General features: G+C 35.4%; 19 protein-coding genes. 7 read left to right on the forward strand and 12 right to left on the reverse strand.

The genetic code is table 11. From position 1 onward, the window contains the following. The 4 genes from DB891_RS08240 to DB891_RS08255 all read right to left on the reverse strand — a co-directional run. On the reverse strand, positions 1 to 2132 hold a 2132-nt coding region (locus DB891_RS08240; RefSeq protein WP_133243527.1), incomplete at its 3' end, for a hypothetical protein. Positions 2133 to 2925: 793 nt separating this feature from the next. After that, the gene (locus DB891_RS08245) at positions 2926 to 3822 is read right to left on the reverse strand and encodes a GNAT family N-acetyltransferase (protein ID WP_116762425.1); all 897 of its coding nucleotides are present in this window, start codon (positions 3820 to 3822) and stop codon (positions 2926 to 2928) included. Between the two features lie 183 nt (positions 3823 to 4005). After that, positions 4006 to 4575, reverse strand: coding sequence for a hypothetical protein (locus DB891_RS08250; RefSeq protein WP_124019505.1), 570 nt, complete (start codon positions 4573 to 4575; stop codon positions 4006 to 4008). Between the two features lie 392 nt (positions 4576 to 4967). After that, positions 4968 to 7094 carry a M3 family metallopeptidase gene (locus DB891_RS08255; protein WP_116762429.1) on the reverse strand — a complete coding sequence of 709 codons (2127 nt, stop codon included), beginning with the start codon at positions 7092 to 7094 and terminating at the stop codon, positions 4968 to 4970. Positions 7095 to 7277: 183 nt separating this feature from the next. On the opposite strand from DB891_RS08255, the gene DB891_RS08260 reads away from it, so the two are divergent. From DB891_RS08260 to DB891_RS08280, 5 genes are all read left to right on the forward strand, one after another. Beyond that, positions 7278 to 7727 (forward strand): DUF1569 domain-containing protein, encoded by a 450-nt coding sequence (locus tag DB891_RS08260; protein WP_116762431.1) that lies wholly within the window; start codon positions 7278 to 7280, stop codon positions 7725 to 7727. Positions 7728 to 7767: 40 nt separating this feature from the next. Next, positions 7768 to 8415 (forward strand): DNA/RNA non-specific endonuclease, encoded by a 648-nt coding sequence (locus DB891_RS08265; protein WP_116762433.1) that lies wholly within the window; start codon positions 7768 to 7770, stop codon positions 8413 to 8415. A gap of 367 nt (positions 8416 to 8782) precedes the next feature. Then, the gene (gene trmD / locus DB891_RS08270; protein WP_116762435.1) at positions 8783 to 9463 is read left to right on the forward strand and encodes a tRNA (guanosine(37)-N1)-methyltransferase TrmD; all 681 of its coding nucleotides are present in this window, start codon (positions 8783 to 8785) and stop codon (positions 9461 to 9463) included. A gap of 199 nt (positions 9464 to 9662) precedes the next feature. Next, the gene (gene rplS, locus DB891_RS08275) at positions 9663 to 10013 is read left to right on the forward strand and encodes a 50S ribosomal protein L19 (RefSeq protein ID WP_111409294.1); all 351 of its coding nucleotides are present in this window, start codon (positions 9663 to 9665) and stop codon (positions 10011 to 10013) included. Between the two features lie 265 nt (positions 10014 to 10278). Further along, positions 10279 to 12519: an NADP-dependent isocitrate dehydrogenase gene (locus DB891_RS08280; RefSeq protein WP_116762437.1), complete on the forward strand. Its 2241-nt coding sequence runs from the start codon at positions 10279 to 10281 to the stop codon at positions 12517 to 12519. Between the two features lie 112 nt (positions 12520 to 12631). Here DB891_RS08280 and DB891_RS08285 read toward each other — a convergent pair whose 3' ends face one another. Further along, entirely contained in the window at positions 12632 to 12952 is a 321-nt protein-coding gene (locus DB891_RS08285; protein WP_116762439.1) for a panthothenate synthetase, read from the reverse strand. 284 nt (positions 12953 to 13236) lie between these two features. On the opposite strand from DB891_RS08285, the gene DB891_RS08290 reads away from it, so the two are divergent. Further along, on the forward strand, positions 13237 to 14169 hold the full coding sequence (locus tag DB891_RS08290; RefSeq protein WP_116762441.1) for a peptidylprolyl isomerase: 933 nt from the start codon (positions 13237 to 13239) through the stop codon (positions 14167 to 14169). A gap of 227 nt (positions 14170 to 14396) precedes the next feature. Here the strand turns inward: DB891_RS08290 and DB891_RS08295 are convergent, their stop codons facing one another. Further along, positions 14397 to 14951, reverse strand: coding sequence for a thioredoxin family protein (locus DB891_RS08295; RefSeq protein WP_116762443.1), 555 nt, complete (start codon positions 14949 to 14951; stop codon positions 14397 to 14399). 168 nt (positions 14952 to 15119) lie between these two features. Between DB891_RS08295 and DB891_RS08300 the strand changes: the two genes are divergently transcribed. Beyond that, on the forward strand, positions 15120 to 15455 hold the full coding sequence (locus tag DB891_RS08300) for a tRNA-binding protein (protein ID WP_116762692.1): 336 nt from the start codon (positions 15120 to 15122) through the stop codon (positions 15453 to 15455). Positions 15456 to 15469: 14 nt separating this feature from the next. Here DB891_RS08300 and DB891_RS08305 read toward each other — a convergent pair whose 3' ends face one another. The 6 genes from DB891_RS08305 to DB891_RS08330 form a co-directional block, all read right to left on the reverse strand. Continuing rightward, the gene (locus DB891_RS08305) at positions 15470 to 15997 is read right to left on the reverse strand and encodes a YceI family protein (protein ID WP_116762445.1); all 528 of its coding nucleotides are present in this window, start codon (positions 15995 to 15997) and stop codon (positions 15470 to 15472) included. 318 nt (positions 15998 to 16315) lie between these two features. After that, positions 16316 to 17134: a sulfurtransferase gene (locus tag DB891_RS08310; protein ID WP_116762447.1), complete on the reverse strand. Its 819-nt coding sequence runs from the start codon at positions 17132 to 17134 to the stop codon at positions 16316 to 16318. Between the two features lie 2 nt (positions 17135 to 17136). Next, the gene (locus DB891_RS08315; protein ID WP_116762449.1) at positions 17137 to 17685 is read right to left on the reverse strand and encodes an RBBP9/YdeN family alpha/beta hydrolase; all 549 of its coding nucleotides are present in this window, start codon (positions 17683 to 17685) and stop codon (positions 17137 to 17139) included. A gap of 2 nt (positions 17686 to 17687) precedes the next feature. Then, a complete protein-coding gene (locus DB891_RS08320; protein WP_116762451.1) occupies positions 17688 to 18509 on the reverse strand; it encodes an alpha/beta hydrolase in 822 nt (273 codons plus the stop codon). A 203-nt stretch (positions 18510 to 18712) separates the two neighbouring features. Then, positions 18713 to 19093 carry a PUR family DNA/RNA-binding protein gene (locus tag DB891_RS08325; RefSeq protein ID WP_116762453.1) on the reverse strand — a complete coding sequence of 127 codons (381 nt, stop codon included), beginning with the start codon at positions 19091 to 19093 and terminating at the stop codon, positions 18713 to 18715. A 67-nt stretch (positions 19094 to 19160) separates the two neighbouring features. Then, positions 19161 to 20921, reverse strand: coding sequence for an ABC transporter ATP-binding protein (locus tag DB891_RS08330; RefSeq protein ID WP_116762455.1), 1761 nt, complete (start codon positions 20919 to 20921; stop codon positions 19161 to 19163). Between the last annotated feature and the right edge of the window lie 65 nt (positions 20922 to 20986).

Below are 20986 nucleotides of genomic sequence, written 5' to 3' on the forward strand. Positions count from 1 at the left end.
GCCCCCTGAACAGGTGTATTAGAAGAATTATATAACTGATAGCTTATGGTATTATTTCCGGATGTGGTAGAACTAATCGTGCCTGTGTCAGGAGCAGAAACACAAATTGAACTTCCAGTCAATACCAGCGCCGCTGGATTTGCTACCGTGGTTACATTAGCGGGAACACTGGTAGAAGTACAGCTGGTAGGAGTAGCGCCAGTAGCGATTACATAGTACCCATTCCCTGCCGCAAGTCCATTCCATGTCAAACCCGAACCCGTTCCTGTTTTAGCCCCCTGAACAGGTGTATTAGAAGAATTATATAACTGATAGCTTATGGTATTATTTCCGGATGTGGTAGAACTAATCGTGCCTGTGTCAGGAGCAGAAACACAAATTGAACTTCCAGTCAATACCAGCGCCGCTGGATTTGCTACCGTGGTTACATTAGCGGGAACACTGGTAGAAGTACAGCTGGTAGGAGTAGCGCCAGTAGCGATTACATAGTACCCATTCCCTGCCGCAAGTCCATTCCATGTCAAACCCGAACCCGTTCCTGTTTTAGCCCCCTGAACAGGTGTATTAGAAGAATTATATAACTGATAGCTTATGGTATTATTTCCGGATGTGGTAGAACTAATCGTGCCTGTGTCAGGAGCTGAAGCACAAATTGAACTTCCTGTTAAGGCAAGAGCCAATGGATTAGCAACAATTACAACATTAGCTGTTGCAGGAAACTGACAACCAGAACTGGTATAATTATAGGTTATGGTATAAGATCCTGCATCACTTGCTCCAAGGTTTATCGCACCGGTAGCTCCATCAAGTTCTAAATGTAAGGTTACTGGGGTATAGCTATAATTACCACCTGCAATTGAAGGTGGAGGGGTAGGATATATTGTCCCCCCTGATTTACAGAAAGATGGCGCACTATAAGCTAAACCTGTTGTGCCAAATTGGAAATTTACCTGTTGCGGTTCTACAAAGTCTTTTAACGCTGCGCTATAAGAATCGGACGCTTTCGTTTTAACAAAAATAGTTTTAATACTTAAGCCTTCGCAATTGGCACTTAATATAGCATCAATATTAACAGCTGCTTCGACAAAAGCATAAGGGATATAATTTGTGGAGCCAAATGCACCATAGGGAGCATCAGTAGTAGTTCCGTTTGTTGCTCCATATGCCAATATTAAATTATTTCCCAAAGGGATTGGATGTTCAACGTATTTATATCCCCCGGAATTTTCCCAACGGTAATAATGTACCGTTGCATTTGTACCTCCATTGCTATACTCCATGGATAGAACAAAATCACCAACTTTCCTTCCTCCGGTATCATTTGAAGATAATGATGTAAAGGTATTATCACTATTTCTTGTCAATGTATTCTGTAAAAATTCAAAATCAATATAACTGGTACCTGTTGTGGTAAAGCGATCTCCTCCAAGAATTATCCATTTACTGTCGGCAGAAGTAGTGACATGATACATCGCATTGTTTATATCGCATTTGTTAGTGGCTTTGCCACTAGTCCATTTCCAACCACCTTGTAACCCAGCAACGGTATTGGGATTATCACTGAACGAACTTCCGGAAAAGATCATATCAGTGGTGCTATTGTAAGCATCCTGAACAAATTTGGTCGTAGTAGAATTTACCGGCACCCAATTAGGACTTACAAATTGAATTACATGCCCCCCTGTTCCAAAAGCACCGGTAGTAACCCAATCACCCTCATTTACAAAAGGGAGGTTTGCTTTTACATCACCTTCAATCCTGAACCCATTGGTTGGTGGACTAACAGGCGCAACGGGTGGCCAAGTCTGAGCAAATGATTTCGAGGAAACAAGAAAAACAAAAAAGAAAATTTTGAGAGAACGGGATAAACAATCTACCCATTTCACCTGATTAGAAACAGGGTAACGGAAGCATAATAAGTTTTCGAACTGCTTCGCAAGTGAAAGAACACTAAACTTTGTAGTTACTGTAGGATCTTGAGCAGTAATTTGAGACCAAGAAACAATCCTAGATAAACAGGATATAATAAATTTAAAAAACCCGAATGTAAAAACCATGTTTTTCTGCAAAAAGCTATCTCTTATTTTGCTTGATAAAATTTCGAAAAACGTCAGAAGTGAATTTTTTTTCATAATAATAAAGTTTTAAAACCATAATCAGTGAAAAGAAGGAAACCAGCAGATTTGGGAAATAAAACGTGCAGATAAATACATACCACCTTCACAAATATAAATTCATGAAGAACTCCATCATCAAAAGGATATTTTACTTTGGGGAATAAATAAACTTTTATTAACCTAAAGGCATTTGACAAAATAAAAACCTTATTTTAAATTAATAAGTATGTATAGGAAAAAACAGAAAGCTTACCGATTTGGGTAATGAAACTTTCATATAAATACAAACACCTCCATAAAGATAAATTTATGAAGAACTCCATCATTAAAAGGATATTCTATTGTGGGGAGCAATAACTAAATTCTTTTTTTACCAGTAACCTGTTTCAGAAAACAGATTAAAAAAATAATTCTAAAACATTAGAATTAAAAATCAAAAAAATAAAATAAAGTTAAAAAGTTAATGGGTCTGCGAAAATTTAAGCAATACAAAAACACCTTCAAAAAATACAAATTTATGAAGAACACATTCATCAAAAGGATATTCTACTGTGGGGAACAATAACTAAATTCTTTTTTAACCAATAAACTGTTTTACTGAACAGCTTTAAATTCAATTATTTTGGGAGATTAAAGTTAATCAATTAGTTTGAAAATAGGTTAAATGATTCTGATAAATCAGACAAAACAATAACTTTATCCGATAAACACCTTTTTGATTCAAAAAGCAACATTTTTCGATTGTAATTTTCTGACTATGAATATGTTAATGTCGTTTTTTGTTAGTTTTGAATATTTGTTTTTTTTGTTATTCGAGGGTATCGTCTTCCCAAATAACGGAACTTATTTTCCACCCATTGTTTGTTTTGACATACTGAAATAATTTATTGCCATTCCCCTCAAAGTAAGTTCCGTTATGATATCCTTTCTTTTGAAATCTAGAAAAACGTTGCGAAATACTACCAACTACTCTAGTTTCTTCGGATGTTTCATATTCCATAAATTCAGTAAGCGTTCCATCTGAAAGTGTTTTTTTTCTGGGCTCAATAAAAGTGCTTAAATTGTAAACTTCTTCATTGTTGGTACTCTTCTTTATTATTATAGTTTCAGGCAAACAAATAGTGTAGATCGTATTCCAATTTGGTTGCTGTTGATTGCTGTTTGTGAAAATATTGAAAAAGGATTCCGTCAATTGGTCAATAAGTAATTTGTCAGCAGTTATAGAATAGACTTGTAGCAATTGGTTTTCATTTTGAATTTCTTTGTAAAATTGCAGACCTAATTTCTCCAGAAGTTGTATAGAATTGGTGTTTTCTTTTACCGTTGTTGCAAGAATCTGTTTGTGGTTATAATTCTTTACGGCATCATTTAATACTACAATTGAGGCTTCGTGAGCATATCCTTTTTTGGTGTATTTTGCAAGAAAGGCAAAGCCAATATCGTAATGATCTAAATAATCACGTTTGATAAAAGTGATAATGCCAATAGGTGTTTGTTGGTCTTGTATTCGTACTACCCAAAAATTAGTATTCGGATTGCTAATTATTTTTTGGATATATTCGTTTGCTTCGGCTATGCTTTTAATATTTCTATCCCCGATAAACTTTATCCATTCAGGAGTGTTTACTAACTCCGAAATAAATTCAGCGTCATCTAAATTTATTTCATTTAGTAAAAGTCGGTCTGTGCTGTAAGCATGTTGCATTTTTTGTGGGTTCGTTTATGGTCTGTTAGTTATTAGTCGCACTGTCTTTATTTCTAATGCTTTCGCTAGCGTTTTCCTGAGACTGTGGGTTTGGGACTAAATTATAATTTCTTTTCGGTTATAACTCAATTTCTTGAAACCGTTAACCTTGCTTTTTTATTTTATAATCCGTCTGCCATGTATTTATTTTGAAGATACGATATTACTAAGCTTAGATATTATAAACACTAACACTGGTCGGACTAATAAATATAATACTGCACCAATTACTGCTAAAATCGACCCTATCCCAGTTGGAAGAACAGCACCAAATGTATATGTCATACCAATGACAAAGCCAAGAATGCACTCTGCTCGATAAATGGGTAGGAACAGTGAAAGCAGAATAAGTCCCATAAGCATGTAACCGGGGATTTCAGTATTGCCAAAAGTAAAAAAGCTAGAAAGGGTTATGCCAAAAAGTAGCCCACCTAAGAATCCATAAAGGATATTTCTGGGAAATGGTATTACTTGTGATACGTCATTGTTTTTTCCTGTTGCTCTCTTCGAAATGCGAAATAATAGAAACAAAGTAAGTAATGGCAGTAAAAGTCCTCCCCACCAATTTGAAATTTCTGGTAGGTCTTCCCGAGCCAATATATGATGGCTTGGTACACCTCCGTGATAATGGTTCCAACTTAATAGTGACCAAATAGCAATTGTTACTATTGCCGTAAAATACAGTCGGGTCATAAAAAACATCTTTTTGCTCATAATTAGTTTTGTTAGAAATTTGTACCGTTTGCTTTCTGTTATGGTTGGTGATAACTTTTGTATAGGTCTGGGAAAGTTAAAATTATAGTTTCCAAATTCGGGAGACTTTATGCTATAATTTTGGAATTCCAATTCTGTAAATATATTAAAATTTTCCTTGCATTATTTCTGAGATAAAATGCTGTTTGGTGTTCTTATACCACTTACTATTGGGCTATTTAGAAAATATAGATGGTATTAATTCCATCAAGGCCTAGCCCAGATAGTAGCGGTATCCTTTATAAGGTGATTTTTCTTCACCTTATAAAGATACAAGCGGATAGCTGGAAATTGCTCCTAAAAAAAATGACATCCTTTCGAATGTCATTTCATGTATTAAATTTTAAAATAAATTATTGGGCTGATAGTCCCGCATTTTTTAGGTACGGTTCGGTTTGCATGTCGTGACCGATGAATTCTTTGAAGGCATGGTTTAAATCGACACTGTTCCCTACGGATAAAATGTATTTTTTGAAACGCTCGCAGTTTGCTCTAGTCAGACCACCATTGGCCTGCATCCAGTCAAATGCGTTGTAATCTAATGTTTTTGACCAAGTGTAGGCATAATACCCTGCAGAGTAACCGCCTCCCCAAATGTGAGCAAAATAAGGAGTGTGGTAACGAGTAGGAACTTCATTGACCAATAATCCGTATTTTTCTAAGGCCTCTTTTTCGAAAACCAAGGTTGGTTTAAAATCAGATTCTTTTTCGACACTGTGCCAAGCCATATCAAGGGTTGCAGCGGCTAAAAGTTCGGTCACATCATAGCCTTTATTGAAGGTTTCCGCTTTCTTGATTTTGTCGATCAAGTCTTGAGGTATCGGCTGTTTTGTTTGGTAATGGATGGCATAGTTTTTTAAAATTGCTGGGTCCAATGCCGCATGCTCATTGATTTGAGAAGGGAATTCTACATAATCTCTTGGTACCGAAGTTCCAGAAAGGGATACGTATTGTTGGTTGGCAAACAAACCGTGCAAGGTATGTCCGAATTCATGAAACATGGTAATTACATCATCAAAACTGATTAAAGATGGGTTTTCTCCAACTGGTTTAGAAAAATTATAAACGTTAACGATTACCGGTTTTTGTTTTAGATAATGCGATTGGCTTACCAAATTATTCATCCAAGCCCCTCCATTTTTATTGTCACGGGTATAAAAATCTAAATAGTAAATGGCAATTGAAGTCCCTTTTTCGTCAAAAACTTCATAGACTTTTACATCAGAGTTATACACAGGTAAATCTTTTCTTTCCTTGAAGCTGATACCATACATTTGTTTGGCGGCATAGAACACACCATTTTCTAATACGGTATTCAATTCGAAATACGGTTTGGTTTGACTTTCGTCCAGATCGTATTTTGCTTTACGCACTTGCTCAGCATAAAAATTCCAATCCCAAGGTTCTAATTTAAATCCTCCATTTTGGGAGTCTATTAAAGCTTGAATTTCTTTGGCTTCTACTTTGGCTTTTGCTACAGCCGGAGTAGCAATTTTAGCTAGCAATTCCATAGCTGTGGCTGGAGATTGTGCCATTTGATCTTGTAATTTCCATTCGGCAAAACTTTTTTTGCCCATCAAATTGGCTTTTTGCAAACGTAATCTTGCAGTTTTCTCCAGAATTTCACGAGTGTCTCCTTCATCATTTTTTTCGGCACGATACCAAGATGCTTTGTATATTTTTTCTCTTGTAGCTCTGTTTTTTAGGCTAGCGAGCAAAGGTTGTTGGGTGGTATTCAACAATCCTATTAGGTATTTATTTTCGTAACCTGCTTCTTTGGCTTTTAGTTTGGCAGCATCAATTTCGGCAGTACTCAATCCGTCTAAATCGGTAGCATTGTCAAATAAAATTGCACCATTTTTTCTTGATAATAATAATTTATTGCCATAAAGAGTGCTTAGACTCGCTAGCTCTTCATTGATTTGTTTCATTTTGACTTTATCTGCTTCCGATAAATTAGCGCCTGCTAATTCAAATTGTTGCAAATAGTATTGTGTCAATTTTTTGTCTTCCCCTTTCAATTTATTCAAATCGATTGCTTTGAATCGATTGTACAATTTACTGTTTAAATAAATTTTGTCGTTATGGCCAGAGAAAATAGGAGCATATTCCGCTTCTATAGCCTGCAAGGTCGGATTGGTGTTGGAACCAGTTAGATTATAAAAAATACCGACGGCTCTGTTTAAATCAACTCCGCAAATTTCTACTGCCAAGACAGTATTCTGAAAGGTTGGTTTTGCCGGATTATTGGCAATTGCATCAATCTCCTGATCGTGAATTTTTAAACCGTACTCAAAAGCAGGTTTGAAGTGTTCGTCTTTTATCAAACTAAAATTGGGTGATTGATACTGTAAAGCGCTTTTTTGCAATAGCGGATTTGTCATTTTAACCGAATTGTTTTGAGCATTCACTGTTTCAGTTGGTAAAGTTGCCACTAATAGCAATGAACCAGCAATGAATATTTTTGAAAAAATTTGCATAATTAATAATTGTTTGTTTTTTGGGTCTAAAAATAATCAAAAAAAGAGTTATAGGTAACTAATTCTGAATTAAATTAAATTATTGTTGTTTTTAGAGTTGTTTTTGTTTCGAATTAAAAATCAAGAATAGTTCTTTAGAAATATAGTTTATATTTGTTTACAATAATCAAACCAAAAGCAAATATGAGTTCTATTTTTAACAAAGCCGATAACGTGGCGATACTAAACAGAATTAATTCTCTCACATCAGAAAGTAAGGCACAGTGGGGGAAAATGACGGCTGATCAAATGTGTAAGCACTGTAGTTTGGCTATAGCCGTTGCCTTTGGGGAACAGGATTTGAGAATTAATTTCCTGATGAGGTTGCTGGGAAAAATGCTCAAAAAGAAAGTTATTCACGGAAATCATCTAAAGAAAGAAAGTCCAACTGCAAAAGAATTCATAGTAACTAAACATTATGATTTGGAAAAAGTAAAATCGGAATTAATTGCCCATTTCAGTCGATTTGCAACAGAAGGAGAATCAGCAATTCAAGTGAAAAAACATCCGTTTTGGGGAACAATGACCAATGAGGAATGGGATTTATTGATGTGGAAACACCTTGATCATCACTTGAAGCAGTTTGGCGTTTAGTTTTTATAGACGAAAATAGCATTTAAATAGTTATTGGCAAATGGCAATCATAAGACACAAGCATTTTTTTCTGTCCTATTCCGAAGAGCATGAGCAAGCGGAGTGGGCGGCGTACTATTTGACGAGAGACAATAGGCATCAACACAGTTTATCAAGACCCTATTTTTCTCTAGATCCTTTGATCGATACGGAATCTGCGCATTGGAAAAACTACAAAAATACCGGATTTGACAAAGGGCATTTGGTTCCGGCGGCCGATATGAAGTTTTCGGAAGAGGCTTATGGGGAAACCTTTTATACCTCTAATGTAGCACCACAAAATAGAGCATTTAATGCAGGTGTTTGGAATAGATTGGAACAAAAGATACGCTATTGGGCAGATAAATACACGGCTCTATTTATAGTTACGGGAAGTATTTTGCATGATGATTTGGTAACCATTGGTGAAGAAGAAGTTTCTGTTCCCGATTATTTTTTTAAAATTGTGGTTCGGGTGCAAAACGACAAGTTGGTTATGATTCCGTTTTTGGTTCCCAATGCAAAATCGGATGCTCCGCTTTATACTTTTGCAACTACCATTGATGAAATTGAACAAATTACCGGAATTGATTTCAATCAAAAATTGTCTAAAAAAATAGAAGAAAAAATAGAAAAAGAGTTGAGTTATAAAGAATGGAGTTTTAGTTAGTAAAAAAAATAAACATAGGAGTCATATAAGTTTACTTCTATAACCTGTTGGGTGTAATTCTGTTTAAATAAAAAAACGAACCACATAGATACATAGATTTATGACTAATGATTAAAGAATAAATAGAGAATAGCACTATTTTTCACATAGATTGACTATGTGAAAAGTAAAACATCTACCAAACTCTTTTCAAAAACTATAAATTCTATGTTTCTATGTGGTAAAAAAAATGCACCCAACGAGGTCCTATAATCTTATATGACTTATATGTTTAAAACCGTTTCCTTTTTTCGCTATAAGTTTGTGTTAGAAGTTACGAACGCTCCTATCAATTTATTTGTACCTTTGCCGTTCCTAAAGAAGCAACATGAGAATTGATATCGTTACCGTATTACCTGATTTACTAAGAAGTCCTTTTGAAGCTTCGATTATGAAACGCGCTATAGACAAAGGACTTGTAGAAGTCCATTTTCATAATTTAAGAGATTACACGACCAACAAACAAAAGAGTGTCGATGATTACCCTTTTGGAGGTGGCGCTGGAATGGTAATGACGGTGCAACCAATTGACGCTTGTATCACGCATTTGAAAAGTGAAAGAACCTACGATGAAATCATATACATGTCGCCAGACGGGGAAACGCTAAACCAAAAAATGGCCAATACCATGTCGATGTATGAAAATATCATTATACTTTGTGGTCATTATAAAGGAGTGGATCAACGCGTTCGAGATCATTTTATAACCAAAGAAATTTCTATTGGAGATTATGTTTTATCAGGAGGAGAATTAGGCGCGCTAGTTTTATCAGATGCTTTAATCCGATTGATTCCGGGTGTTTTGAGTGACGAAACCTCTGCCTTGACGGATAGTTTTCAAGACGGTTTATTGTCGGGGCCTATTTATACACGCCCTGCCGATTACAAAGGCTGGAAAGTTCCCGATGTTTTATTGAGTGGCCATTTTGCTAAAATTGACAAATGGAGGGAAGATACCGCTTACGAACATACTAAGAATAGAAGGCCTGATTTGTTGGAGGAAAAATAGTGGTCAGTAATCAGTTTTTGAGTGGTCAGTTTGCACACTGCAATTACAAACCAAGACTGATTACTGAAAAACTGAAAACTGAACACTTAAAAAAATTTGCAGTTTAAAACAAAAGCCTTACATTTGCACCCAAATTTAGATTAACCTCTGGCGAAGTACGCGAATGTTGATTTGATAAAAACCATAATAAAAAAACATCATGGCAGATTTAATGAAGTTCGTTCAAGACGAATTCGTAACAAGAAAAGATTTCCCTGTATTTGGAGCTGGAGACACAATCACAGTTTACTACGAAATTAAAGAGGGTGAAAAAACAAGAACACAGTTTTTTAAAGGTGTTGTAATTCAAAGAAGAGGTTCTGCTAACACAGAAACTTTTACTATCCGTAAAATGTCAGGAGCTATTGGAGTAGAGCGTATCTTCCCAGTAAACTTGCCAGCTTTGCAAAAAATTGAAATCAACAAAAAAGGTGCAGTTCGTAGAGCTAGAATTTTCTACTTCAGAGAACTTACTGGTAAAAAAGCTAAGATTAGAGATAAAAGAAGATAGTTTACTATTTCTTGAAGATAAAAGCCCCAACATTGTTGGGGCTTTTTTTATGATAATTTTTTGCCATTTAATTTTTCGATTTAAAAAATAAATGGCAAAAAATTATCAAATTCAAAATAAGCACCATCAAACTTTCAAAGTTGTTATTTTATGTCTAAAAGCATCATCAATTACAGCTGATTTTCATATATTTGTGAGCCTTATTTTAATCGATATAATTATATTTAAGGCCCTATGAATAGTGATTTAGATTAAAAATAAAAAAATGACACAAAAAGCAAAAATTTTTTACACACTGACAGATGAGGCCCCTTTATTGGCTACTTATTCTTTTTTACCTATTGTTCAAGCATTTACTTCTACTTCGGATATTGAAATTGAAACGAGAGATATATCGCTTGCAGCACGAATCTTATCTAATTTCCCTGAATTTTTGAAAGAAGACCAAAAGACAGGAGATGCTTTATTAGAATTAGGAAAATTAGCCACTACTCCAGAAGCTAACATTATAAAATTACCGAATGTTTCTGCCTCTGTACCGCAATTAAAAGCGGCAATTGCAGAATTACAATCTCACGGTTACGCCTTGCCTGATTTTCCGGAAGATCCGCAAAATGAGGAAGAAAAAAATAGTAAAGCTAAATATTCTAAGGTTTTAGGATCTGCGGTTAATCCTGTTTTACGTGAAGGTAATTCAGATCGTAGAGCACCAAAAGCAGTTAAGAATTATGCTAAAGCCAATCCACACTCTATGGGTGCTTGGTCATCTGATTCAAAAACGCATGTAGCTTCTATGGAAAGCGGTGACTTTTACGGAAGTGAAAAATCGATCACCGTTTCAGATGTTACTGATGTGAAAATTGAATTCGTTGGTAAAGACGGGGTAAGTACTGTATTAAAAGCAAGTACTCCATTAAAATCGGGCGAAATCATTGATAGCTCCGTTTTAAATATAAATGCCTTAAAAACTTTTGTAGCAAAAACAATCAAAGAAGCTAAAGAACAAAACATCTTACTTTCGGTTCACCTGAAAGCAACTATGATGAAGGTTTCTGACCCTATTATTTTTGGTGCTATCGTAGAAGTATATTTCGCAGCGGTATTCGAAAAATATGCTGCTTTATTTGTCGAATTGAATATCGATACTCGCAACGGTTTGGGTGATGTGTATGCAAAAATTGTAGGACATCCTATGCAAGCTGAAGTAGAAGCTGCCATAAACCAAGCCATTGAGAACGGACCAGCTTTGGCCATGGTAAATTCAGATAAAGGAATTACCAATCTTCATGTTCCTTCGGATGTGATTGTAGATGCGTCTATGCCTGCTATGATTCGTACTTCTGGACAGATGTACAACAAAGAAGGAAAACAACAAGATACAGTAGCGATCATCCCAGACAGATGTTATGCTGGTGTTTATACAGCTACGATTGATTTTTGTAAAAAACATGGTGCTTTTGTTCCAACTACAATGGGAAGTGTTCCAAACGTAGGTTTGATGGCGCAAAAAGCGGAAGAATACGGATCACATGACAAAACTTTCCAAATGCAAGGAGATGGAGTGGTACGTGTTGTTGATGCAAACGGAACGGTTTTGATGGAACAGCTAGTTGAGAAAAATGATGTTTTCAGAATGTGTCAAGCAAAAGACGCTCCAATTCAAGACTGGGTAAAACTAGCCGTAAACAGAGCTCGTTTGTCTAGCACACCTGCCGTTTTCTGGTTGGATGAAAATAGAGCACACGATAGAGAATTGATCGTTAAAGTAAAAAAATATTTAAAAGAGTACGATACTACTGGTTTAGATATTCAAATCTTGAATCCAATTGAAGCTACTAATTTTACATTAGAAAGAATCATCAAAGGATTAGATACTATTTCGGTAACAGGAAACGTATTGCGTGATTATTTAACCGATTTATTCCCGATTTTGGAAGTGGGAACTTCTGCAAAAATGCTATCTATCGTTCCGTTAATGAATGGTGGAGGTTTGTTCGAAACCGGTGCAGGTGGATCAGCTCCAAAACACGTGGAGCAATTTATACAAGAAGGATATTTACGTTGGGATTCCCTTGGTGAGTTTTTAGCTTTAGGAGCTTCTTTAGAGCATTTAGGACAAACATTAAACAATTCAAAAGCGATTGTTTTGGCAGAAACGCTAGATGTGGCTACTGAAAAATTCTTGGCAAATGATAAATCGCCTTCCCGTAAAATTGGTCAAATTGACAACCGTGGATCTCATTTTTATCTAGCGATGTATTGGGCAGAAGCCTTGGCAACTCAGGATAAAGACGCTGATTTAAAATCAATTTTTGCACCTATCGCAATTGAGTTTATAGAGAATGAAGCTAAAATCAATGCAGAGTTAATTGGGGCTCAAGGAAAGCCACAAACTATTGGAGGTTATTACCAACCGAATCCTGCATTAACAAACAAAGCAATGCGACCAAGTGAAATTTTTAATGCAATTCTAGCTAAAATTGATGTTTTGGCAAAAATCGCTTAATCAAATCGCTTACTTTTATACAAAAGACAACTGGAAACAGTTGTCTTTTTTTTTGCTCAAAAAAGAACCACTTCATGCGAATTGAAGTGGTTCTTTTAATTTGTTCATGGCTTTATGAGACAGGAATGTCACTCCATTTTTCAGCGATTTTAGTAAGGTTGGCTCGCTGTAAATCATCAGGGGTCATTGCAATTCTAAATTCGCAATGGGCTTCAAAAATCAAAAACCATGGTTCTGCAATAGCAGGAACGGCAGAAGCGTCAGGAACTTCAACAATCATTACTGCAGATCGATTTCCTTCTTGTTCACAAAAATGAACGCTTTCAGGTTTGATGTCATCAATTACTCGACCGATGATTTCACCTGCTGTACCATTTCTGACCATTGAATTAAAAGGCTCAATAGGAAAGATAACATTAACTAACATTTTCATTGTAATTGGATTTAAAGTTATTAGGTCTAAAGATACAAAATAAATGAATTGAAAATATGCGTAACTATTTGATAACTAGAGTGTGAATTGGTTTTTTTTGTCTGTTTGCATAGTAACTATGTGTATTGAATAACAAGGTCTGTAATTCTATATAACGTTGTATATTCAATTATTTAGTCACTAAAAATTCGAACCCTAATAGAATTGCCAAATTTCCAAATCATCAAATTTTCTCATTCTCTAATTAATTTCGTAAATTTGCACTTCAATAAAAAATAAACACAATGGAAAACGGAATATACGCTAAATTCAACACCGCAAAAGGGTCGATTTTAGTAAAATTAACACACGATTTAACACCGGGAACTGTAGGGAATTTTGTAGCTCTTGCAGAAGGGAATATGGAAAATAAAATTAAACCTCAAGGAACTAAATTCTATGATGGTTTAAATTTTCACAGAGTTATCCCAAATTTCATGATTCAAGGGGGTTGTCCTCTTGGTACAGGTACTGGAGATCCAGGGTACAAATTTGATGATGAATTTCATCCTTCTTTAAAGCATGACCGTCCAGGAGTGCTTTCTATGGCAAATTCTGGTCCAGGATCAAACGGTTCTCAGTTTTTTATCACGCACATCCCAACGGATTGGTTGGATAACAAGCACACTGTTTTTGGACACGTTATCGAAGGACAAGATGTTGTTGATGCGGTTGAAGGGAATGATCTTCTTGAAACTCTTGAAATTATTAGAGTTGGTGAAGAAGCTCAAAAATGGAATGCTATTGAAGCTTTCGTTGGATTAAAAGGGGCTCGTCTAAAACGGGATGCAGCTTTGAAATCAGAATCAGAAGCAAAAATGGAAAAATTGGCGGCTGGTTTTGAAAAAACAGAAAGCGGTTTGCGTTACCAATTCATCCAAAAAGGGGATGGTAAAAAAGCTGAAAGCGGAAAAACGGTTGCTGTTCACTACGAAGGTTCATTAGAAAATGGTAAAGTATTTGATTCTTCTTACCCAAGAAAAAAACCAATCGAATTTAGATTGGGTCAAGGTCAGGTAATTGAAGGTTGGGACGAAGGTATCGCTTTATTAAGAGTAGGAGACAAAGCGCGTTTTGTTATCCCATCTGAATTAGGATACGGATCTCGTGGTGCTGGAGGAGCAATTCCACCAAACGCTACTTTGATTTTTGACGTAGAATTAATGGAAGTGAAATAGTTGCCAGATTTCAGTTATTAGTTATCAGATAGCAGAATTCAGATTTCAGTTGTAACATAAATTGAAAATCCCAAAATGAAAATTTCGGGATTTTTTTTGGTTTAAAATGGTGCCTATTTTACACTCAGTACATTTTTACTGTCCGACATTCTGAAATCTGATTTCTTCAATCAGAAATCTATATTCTCTTCTCTATGTTCTTTATTCTAAAATCTAAATTCTGACAGCTACTTCCACTTAATATTACAACCTATACTCGGTTTCTGGAGCTCTTTCAAACTTCTATTGTAAATTAAAGCATCTATGGCTCCTCTCAAATCACTACCGCTTAATGGGATTCCGTTTCCGGGTCTAGAATCGTCGAGTTGTCCTCTGTAAAATAATTTATCTTCCGTATCAAAAAGAAAAAAATCGGGGGTGCAAGCGGCGTCATACGCTTTGGCGACTTCTTGACTTTGGTCAAATAGATAAGGAAATTCCATTTTGTTCTGGAAAGCAAATTCGGTCATTAATTCAGGGACATCTTGAGGGTATTTTACAATATCGTTACTCGAAATGGCAATTATTGCTAGACCTTGTACCCGGTAATCATTGTTAATCTTTACTATTTCTTCGATAACGTGAAGAACGAAAGGACAGTGGTTGCACATGAAAATAATCAAAGTTCCTTTCGAACCTTTTAGTGAATCATAGGAACCTTCAAAATTTGAATTAGTGTCTTTTAACTTGAACTTTGGTGCCAAAGTTCCCAGAGGTAACATATTTGATGGAGTTTGTGCCATTGAAGTTTTTTTTACTCCTTCTCAAGAGTCCCGATAATTATCGGGAGTGGGTGTGTTTTAGGTTTAATGTTTAAAGTTAAGAAAAAGGATTGTTTTTTTTGCATAGAAATAGTAAATTTAGATTTTAAAAATCCTTTAAACTAAACTATGGAAACGGTAAACAAAACGATGGAATTAACTTGGTCTGAATTTGAAAGAGTAGAAATGCGTGTGGGAACAATACTAGAAGTCAATGATTTTCCCGAGGCACGCAAACCAGCATATCAACTTACGATTGATTTTGGCGCTGTCATCGGAATCAGAAAAACATCGGCACAAATTACCAAACGTTATCAAAAAGAAGTATTATTAAATAGGCAAATTGTTGCAGTTGTTAATTTTCCTAAAAAGCAAATCGGGAAGTTTATGAGTGAATGTCTCGTATTGGGTGCAGTAGGCGAGGGGGGAGACGTGATTTTATTGTCACCTGATTTTAAAATAGAAAATGGGTTGCGTATCGGGTAGTTTCGTTTGTATTCTTATTTCTTTAGCAATTCTATATTAGCAGCTATTTTTATTTCTTCACCTACCAAAACACCGCCTGCTTCTATTGCAGCATTCCATATCAATCCAAAATCTTTGCGATTTATTTTTCCATTCAACTCTAGGCCTGCTTTGGTATTACCCCAAGGATCTATAGCGGTACCACTATATTTTATTTTCAAAATGGTTGGTTTTGTGATTTCTTTAATGGTAAGTTTACCTATTAATTCGAAATTGGTATCACCGGTTCTTTTGAATTTAGTGGAGAAGAACGTTATTTTGGGAAACTTTTCTGCATCAAAGAAATCGATGCTTTTTAAGTGAGTATCTCTTTTTTGATCGTTGGTATTGATGGAGTCAACATTTGCTGAAAAAGAAAACGCTGCATTTTCAAAATTTTCTTCTGCCTCAGCAGTTCCTGTTATTTCATCAAACCTTCCTGTTAATGTAGCAATCCCAAGATGTTTAACTTTGAAATGGACTTGTGAATGTGTTGGGTCTATTTCCCATTTTGTATTTTCCATGACTCTGTTTTTTAGGGTTGAGTGTTTCCTTTGTTAATAAGGTTCAGTAATTTAAGAAACATAAAACACTATACAAAGGTAATGTTTTCAATTTTATTTCAATTGGTTTTAAATGTGTAAGTAATTGTTTTTCAATAGAATGTATTTTTTTTTTAAAATAAAAACATAAAAATTATGTAACTATTCAGTAGACACTAAGTTGCTAAGATTTAAGTATACAATTTAAAAAACAAAACAAAAAATAATTATCCCGAAAAGCAAGAATTAATATACTAGCGTTTATGAAAAGGTAAAAAACTATTTTATCGTTAACGAATCTTATTTTTCAATAGGCAGATCACTAGAACCCCATTCGGTCCATGAACCATCATAAACGGCTTTTGGGTTATCCGAAATCAATTCGCAAGCCAATAATACAATACAGGCGGTAATTCCGGAACCACAGGTAAATAACAAGGGCTGATCGTTTAATTTCAAAATTTCAGTCAACTCTTCTGCTGATTTGTATTTTCCGTCTTTTTGAAGCTCTGTATAAGGAACGTTAATTGATCCAGGAATATGTCCGCTTCTTAAACCGGCTCTCGGTTCTTCGTGAGTAGCATAAAAACGATCTTGGGATCTTGCATCTATGAGTACCGCTTCTTTAGTTTTTATATTTTCAAGAATCTGTTCTTTGTTTTTTATGAATTCGGGTTGTAGGTTTGCTTCAAAATCGCCAATGGTATAGGTGGTCTCTTGTCGATTTTCTGTCGGATTACTTTCTTTGATCCATTCGGGAAGTCCACCATCCAATACAAAAACATTCGAATGTCCCATGGCTTTAAACATCCACCAAGCTCTTGGACTCGAATAGATTCCCAAAGTGTCATAAACTACAATGGTGCTGTTTTTGTTGATGCCTAATTTTTGACATTCGGCAGTGAATTGTTCTGGCGTTGGAAAAGTATTGGGTAGTGGATTGCTGGTGTCGCTAAAATTATTTTTGATATCAAATAAACGAGCGCCTTTAATTTGTAAATCTGGATTTTGGTTTTCCAAACCAGATTGATTATGGTCTAATCGGGCATCGAGTATTATTAGTTCAGGGTCATTCAAATGATCTTGAAGCCAAGTCACGGAAACTATTGGATTTGTCATGTTTAGAGGTTTGTTTTAGCTATTAATTGTTGTAGAAATAGTTGTCCTTCTTCCCAATATTCGAGATTAGAATCGGAGTTGACGTGCCCTTTTTGTCCAATGTTTACAAAATCACTTCCCCAATTATGCGCGAGTTCTTGGGCTCTTTCTAAAGATATATAAGTATCGTTTTCGGTTCCAACCACGAGAGATGGGAACGGTAATTTTGAAGTCGGAATGGGAGCAAAGTTCCTTAGGAAATCAGGAGTGTGTTCGGGAGAATCTACATCGGCGGGTGCGACAAGTATGGCGCCAATGATATTCGGATTGTTGTTTTGAGAAAGCCAGTGTATCACGAGCGAAACTGCTAGACTATGAGCAACCAAAATAGTTGGCTCTTCTAGTTTTTGAATGGCTTCGTTTAGATTATAAAGCCATTGTTCTAGTTGAGGTTCTTCCCAATTGTCTTGTATGACTTTGGTGGAATTTGCGAATTTTTTTAGCCAAAAGCTTTGCCAGTGTTTTTCGCCTGAATCACCAAGTCCAGGAATAATTAATAAGTGCGGAGTCATTTTTATTTCTTTTTTAAAGCGGTAATTCTTTGAATTTCTTTAATAACAAGAGGAAAAGCAGGTTCGGTCATGTCGTGTCCAAAACCTTGTAATTCATATAAAGTGGTTTTTTTGTGACCTGCGATTTTCATCATTCGCATCAAGTAGGCGTTTTCTTCGTAACGCCCCAGCAGTTCTTTTTCTCTGTCTCCTGTAATGAGTAATAAAGGAGGGGCATCGGCGTGAACATGATACAATGGAGCAAATTCATCAATAATGGGTTGGATGTCTGGAATACCTCTTTCTTTTCGAATTTCAAAATGGGTAATGGCTTGGGCGCTTAAAGGAATCAGTCCAGCAATGGAGTTCGCATCAATGTCGTCGGCTTTTAACCATCTCTTATCCAAACCAACCATCAATGCCAAATACCCGCCAGCGGAATGTCCTGAAATAAGAATCGAGGAATCGTCTCCACCATAAGCTGTAATATTTTTGAATGTCCAAGCTACGGCTGCGGCAGCATCTTCTATGCATTTTTGCACTTTTACTTTTGGAGACAATCTATAATTTACAGAAACGACACAAAACCCTTTGTCTTTGAGTCCTTCTGGGAGTTCTTTGCTGCCAGAGGATAAGCCGCCTCCGTGAAACCAAATCACGGTCGTAAATCCTTTGGTGTTTTTAGGGTAATAGATATCCAGTACGCATCGTTCTTTGATATAAGTATCTGTATTGGCTGTGGTTATGTTGTAATAGGGAATGTTGTTAATTGTGGTGTATTCTGTTTTTTGGGCGAAAACTAATGTAATCGAAAGTAATAATAGAGTGAGAAATGTTTTTTTCATTTTTTGCTTTCATTTTGACTTTATAAAAGTACAGAATTTTTATACGTTGTTTGTTTTGGCTTTTTATAAAAATAAAAAAAATGTAGAATAACCACGATGGGAGTAATTGCCCTCCCATCTCGTCTAGTCCCAAAGACGAGATATAACAACAAAAAAAGCCCAAAAATTAGGTGATTTTGGGCTTTAAGTTAAGTAAGTGTCAATTAAATATCGTCAAATTCGATATCGGTAAAACTAGATGTGCTCGGTATAATATCTTCATTTGTTTTATCTGAAGTATATTCTTTTTTGAAATCTTTTTGGTGTCTTTCAGAGATTACTTCTTCACCTTTGTGGTTTAAAACGTAAGAAGTCATGTCTTCTAAAATTTCAGAGAAGGCGGTAAAATCTTCTTTGTATAAATAGATTTTGTGTTTTTTGAAATGAAAAGAACCGTCTTCTTCAGTGAATTTTTTACTTTCGGTAATCGTAATATAATAATCATCAGCTTTTGTAGCTCTTACATCAAAGAAATAGGTTCTTCTACCAGCTCTTAAAACTTTTGAGAATATTTCTTCTTTTTCTAACATATCATTTTCTCTCATAATCTTTTCGTCATTTTTTTATTTAATAGCACTCAAAAATCATAAAAATATATCTATTATACAACAATTAAAGCAATTCTTTTTCTGAAAGTTGTTTTAAATAGAGTGTTGCATAATGTCCTTCTTCATTTATCAATTGATTATGAGACCCTTGTTGAATTATTTTTCCGTCTTCAATAATAATAATTTTATCTGCATTCTTTGCCGATGAAACTCTATGACTTACAATTATAGTGGTTTTATTCTTGCATATTTCGTAAAGGTTGTTTAAAATAGCTTCTTCAGTTTCGGTATCAACTGCAGATAGGCAATCATCGAAAAGTAAAATGGCCGGATTTTTTATGATGGCTCTAGCGATAGAAACGCGTTGTTTTTGACCTCCGGAAAGTGTAATTCCTCTTTCTCCTAATACAGTGTCGTATCCTTTGCTAAAACCAATAATGTTGTCATGAACTACAGCGCTTTTTGCGGCGGCTTCTACTTCTTGATCAGTAGCTTCTTCTTTTCCAAACTTAATGTTATTCTTGATACTGTCCGAGAATAGAAAGGCATCCTGAGGTACAACTCCTGTACTACTGCGCAAATCAAATAAATTGACTTGGCTGATCTCTTTGTTGTCAATCAAAATTTGCCCACTGGTTGCATCATACAGTCTGGATAATAAAGCCAAAATAGTTGATTTTCCAGAGCCTGTTTTTCCTAGAATTGCTAAAGTTTCTCCTTTGTGTACAGTGAAGGACACGTTTTGAAGTGCTTTTATATGGGTGTCTTCGTAAGTGTAACTTACATTTTCAAAAGTGATTCCACCATCAATTTTAGATTTGTTTGGGTTTTTGTTTTGTATTTCTGGAACGATTTTCAAAAATTCATTCAGTCTTTTTTGTGAAGCTTCGGCTTCTTGAACCATAGAGGAAACCCATCCCAAGGAAGCCACGGGCCAAGTAAGCATATTTACATATAAAATAAATTCCGCAATGGTTCCGAGACTTTTTATGGTGCCATCGATGTACATTAGACCACCGAAGTAAATTACAACTAAGTTACTCACTCCAATCAAAGCGAGCATCAAGGGGCCAAAAAGGGATTGTATTTTGGCTAAACTCAAACTTTTACTTTTACTTTCATTGGCCAAATTTGTAATGTTAGCCTGATGTTGGTCTTCTAGAGAATAGGCTTTTATAACTCTAATTCCGGAGAAAATTTCTTGTGTATAACTCGATACTTTGGATAAGTATTGCTGAAAAGTAGTCGATCGTTTATTGATTTCGGAACTTAGTTTGAAGATGCAGTACGATAATATTGGTAAAGGTAAAATTGTATATAAAGTTAGGCGAGGCGAAACATTGTACATATACCCAATTACGATAGCAAATCGTATGAAGGTGTTTATAGAGTACATAACCGCAGGTCCAACGTACATTCTAACCTTGGAAACATCCTCGCTAATGCGGTTCATTAAATCTCCGGTTCGGTTTTGTTTGTAGAAGTTTTGCGATAAGTTTTCGTATTGACGGAAGACTTCATTTTTTAGATCAAACTCAATATGACGCGACATTACGATCAGCGTTTGTCTCATCAGGAAAGTCAGGAAACCAGCGATTATGGTGGTAGCAATAATTAATAGAATATTCGAAATTAATTGCTGACTTATAAGGGTGGTGTCTACGGCATTACTTTTAGAAAAGGCTTCGATTTCATTAAAAGACTTGCTGATCAGTTTTGGTGTAAACAAAGAAAATATTTGTGCGATTATTGTGATAATAATTCCGAGTAAAAAGCTGTATTTGTATTTAATGAAATATTTATTTAAATAACGTAATTCTTTCATATTTTAAGAGATTCAGTATTGAATTGTTTTTGTTTTTTATTGAATAATTGATTTTTAATAATTGT

The organism is Flavobacterium laiguense (assembly GCF_003097655.1).
Taxonomy (GTDB): Bacteria; Bacteroidota; Bacteroidia; order Flavobacteriales; family Flavobacteriaceae; genus Flavobacterium; species Flavobacterium laiguense.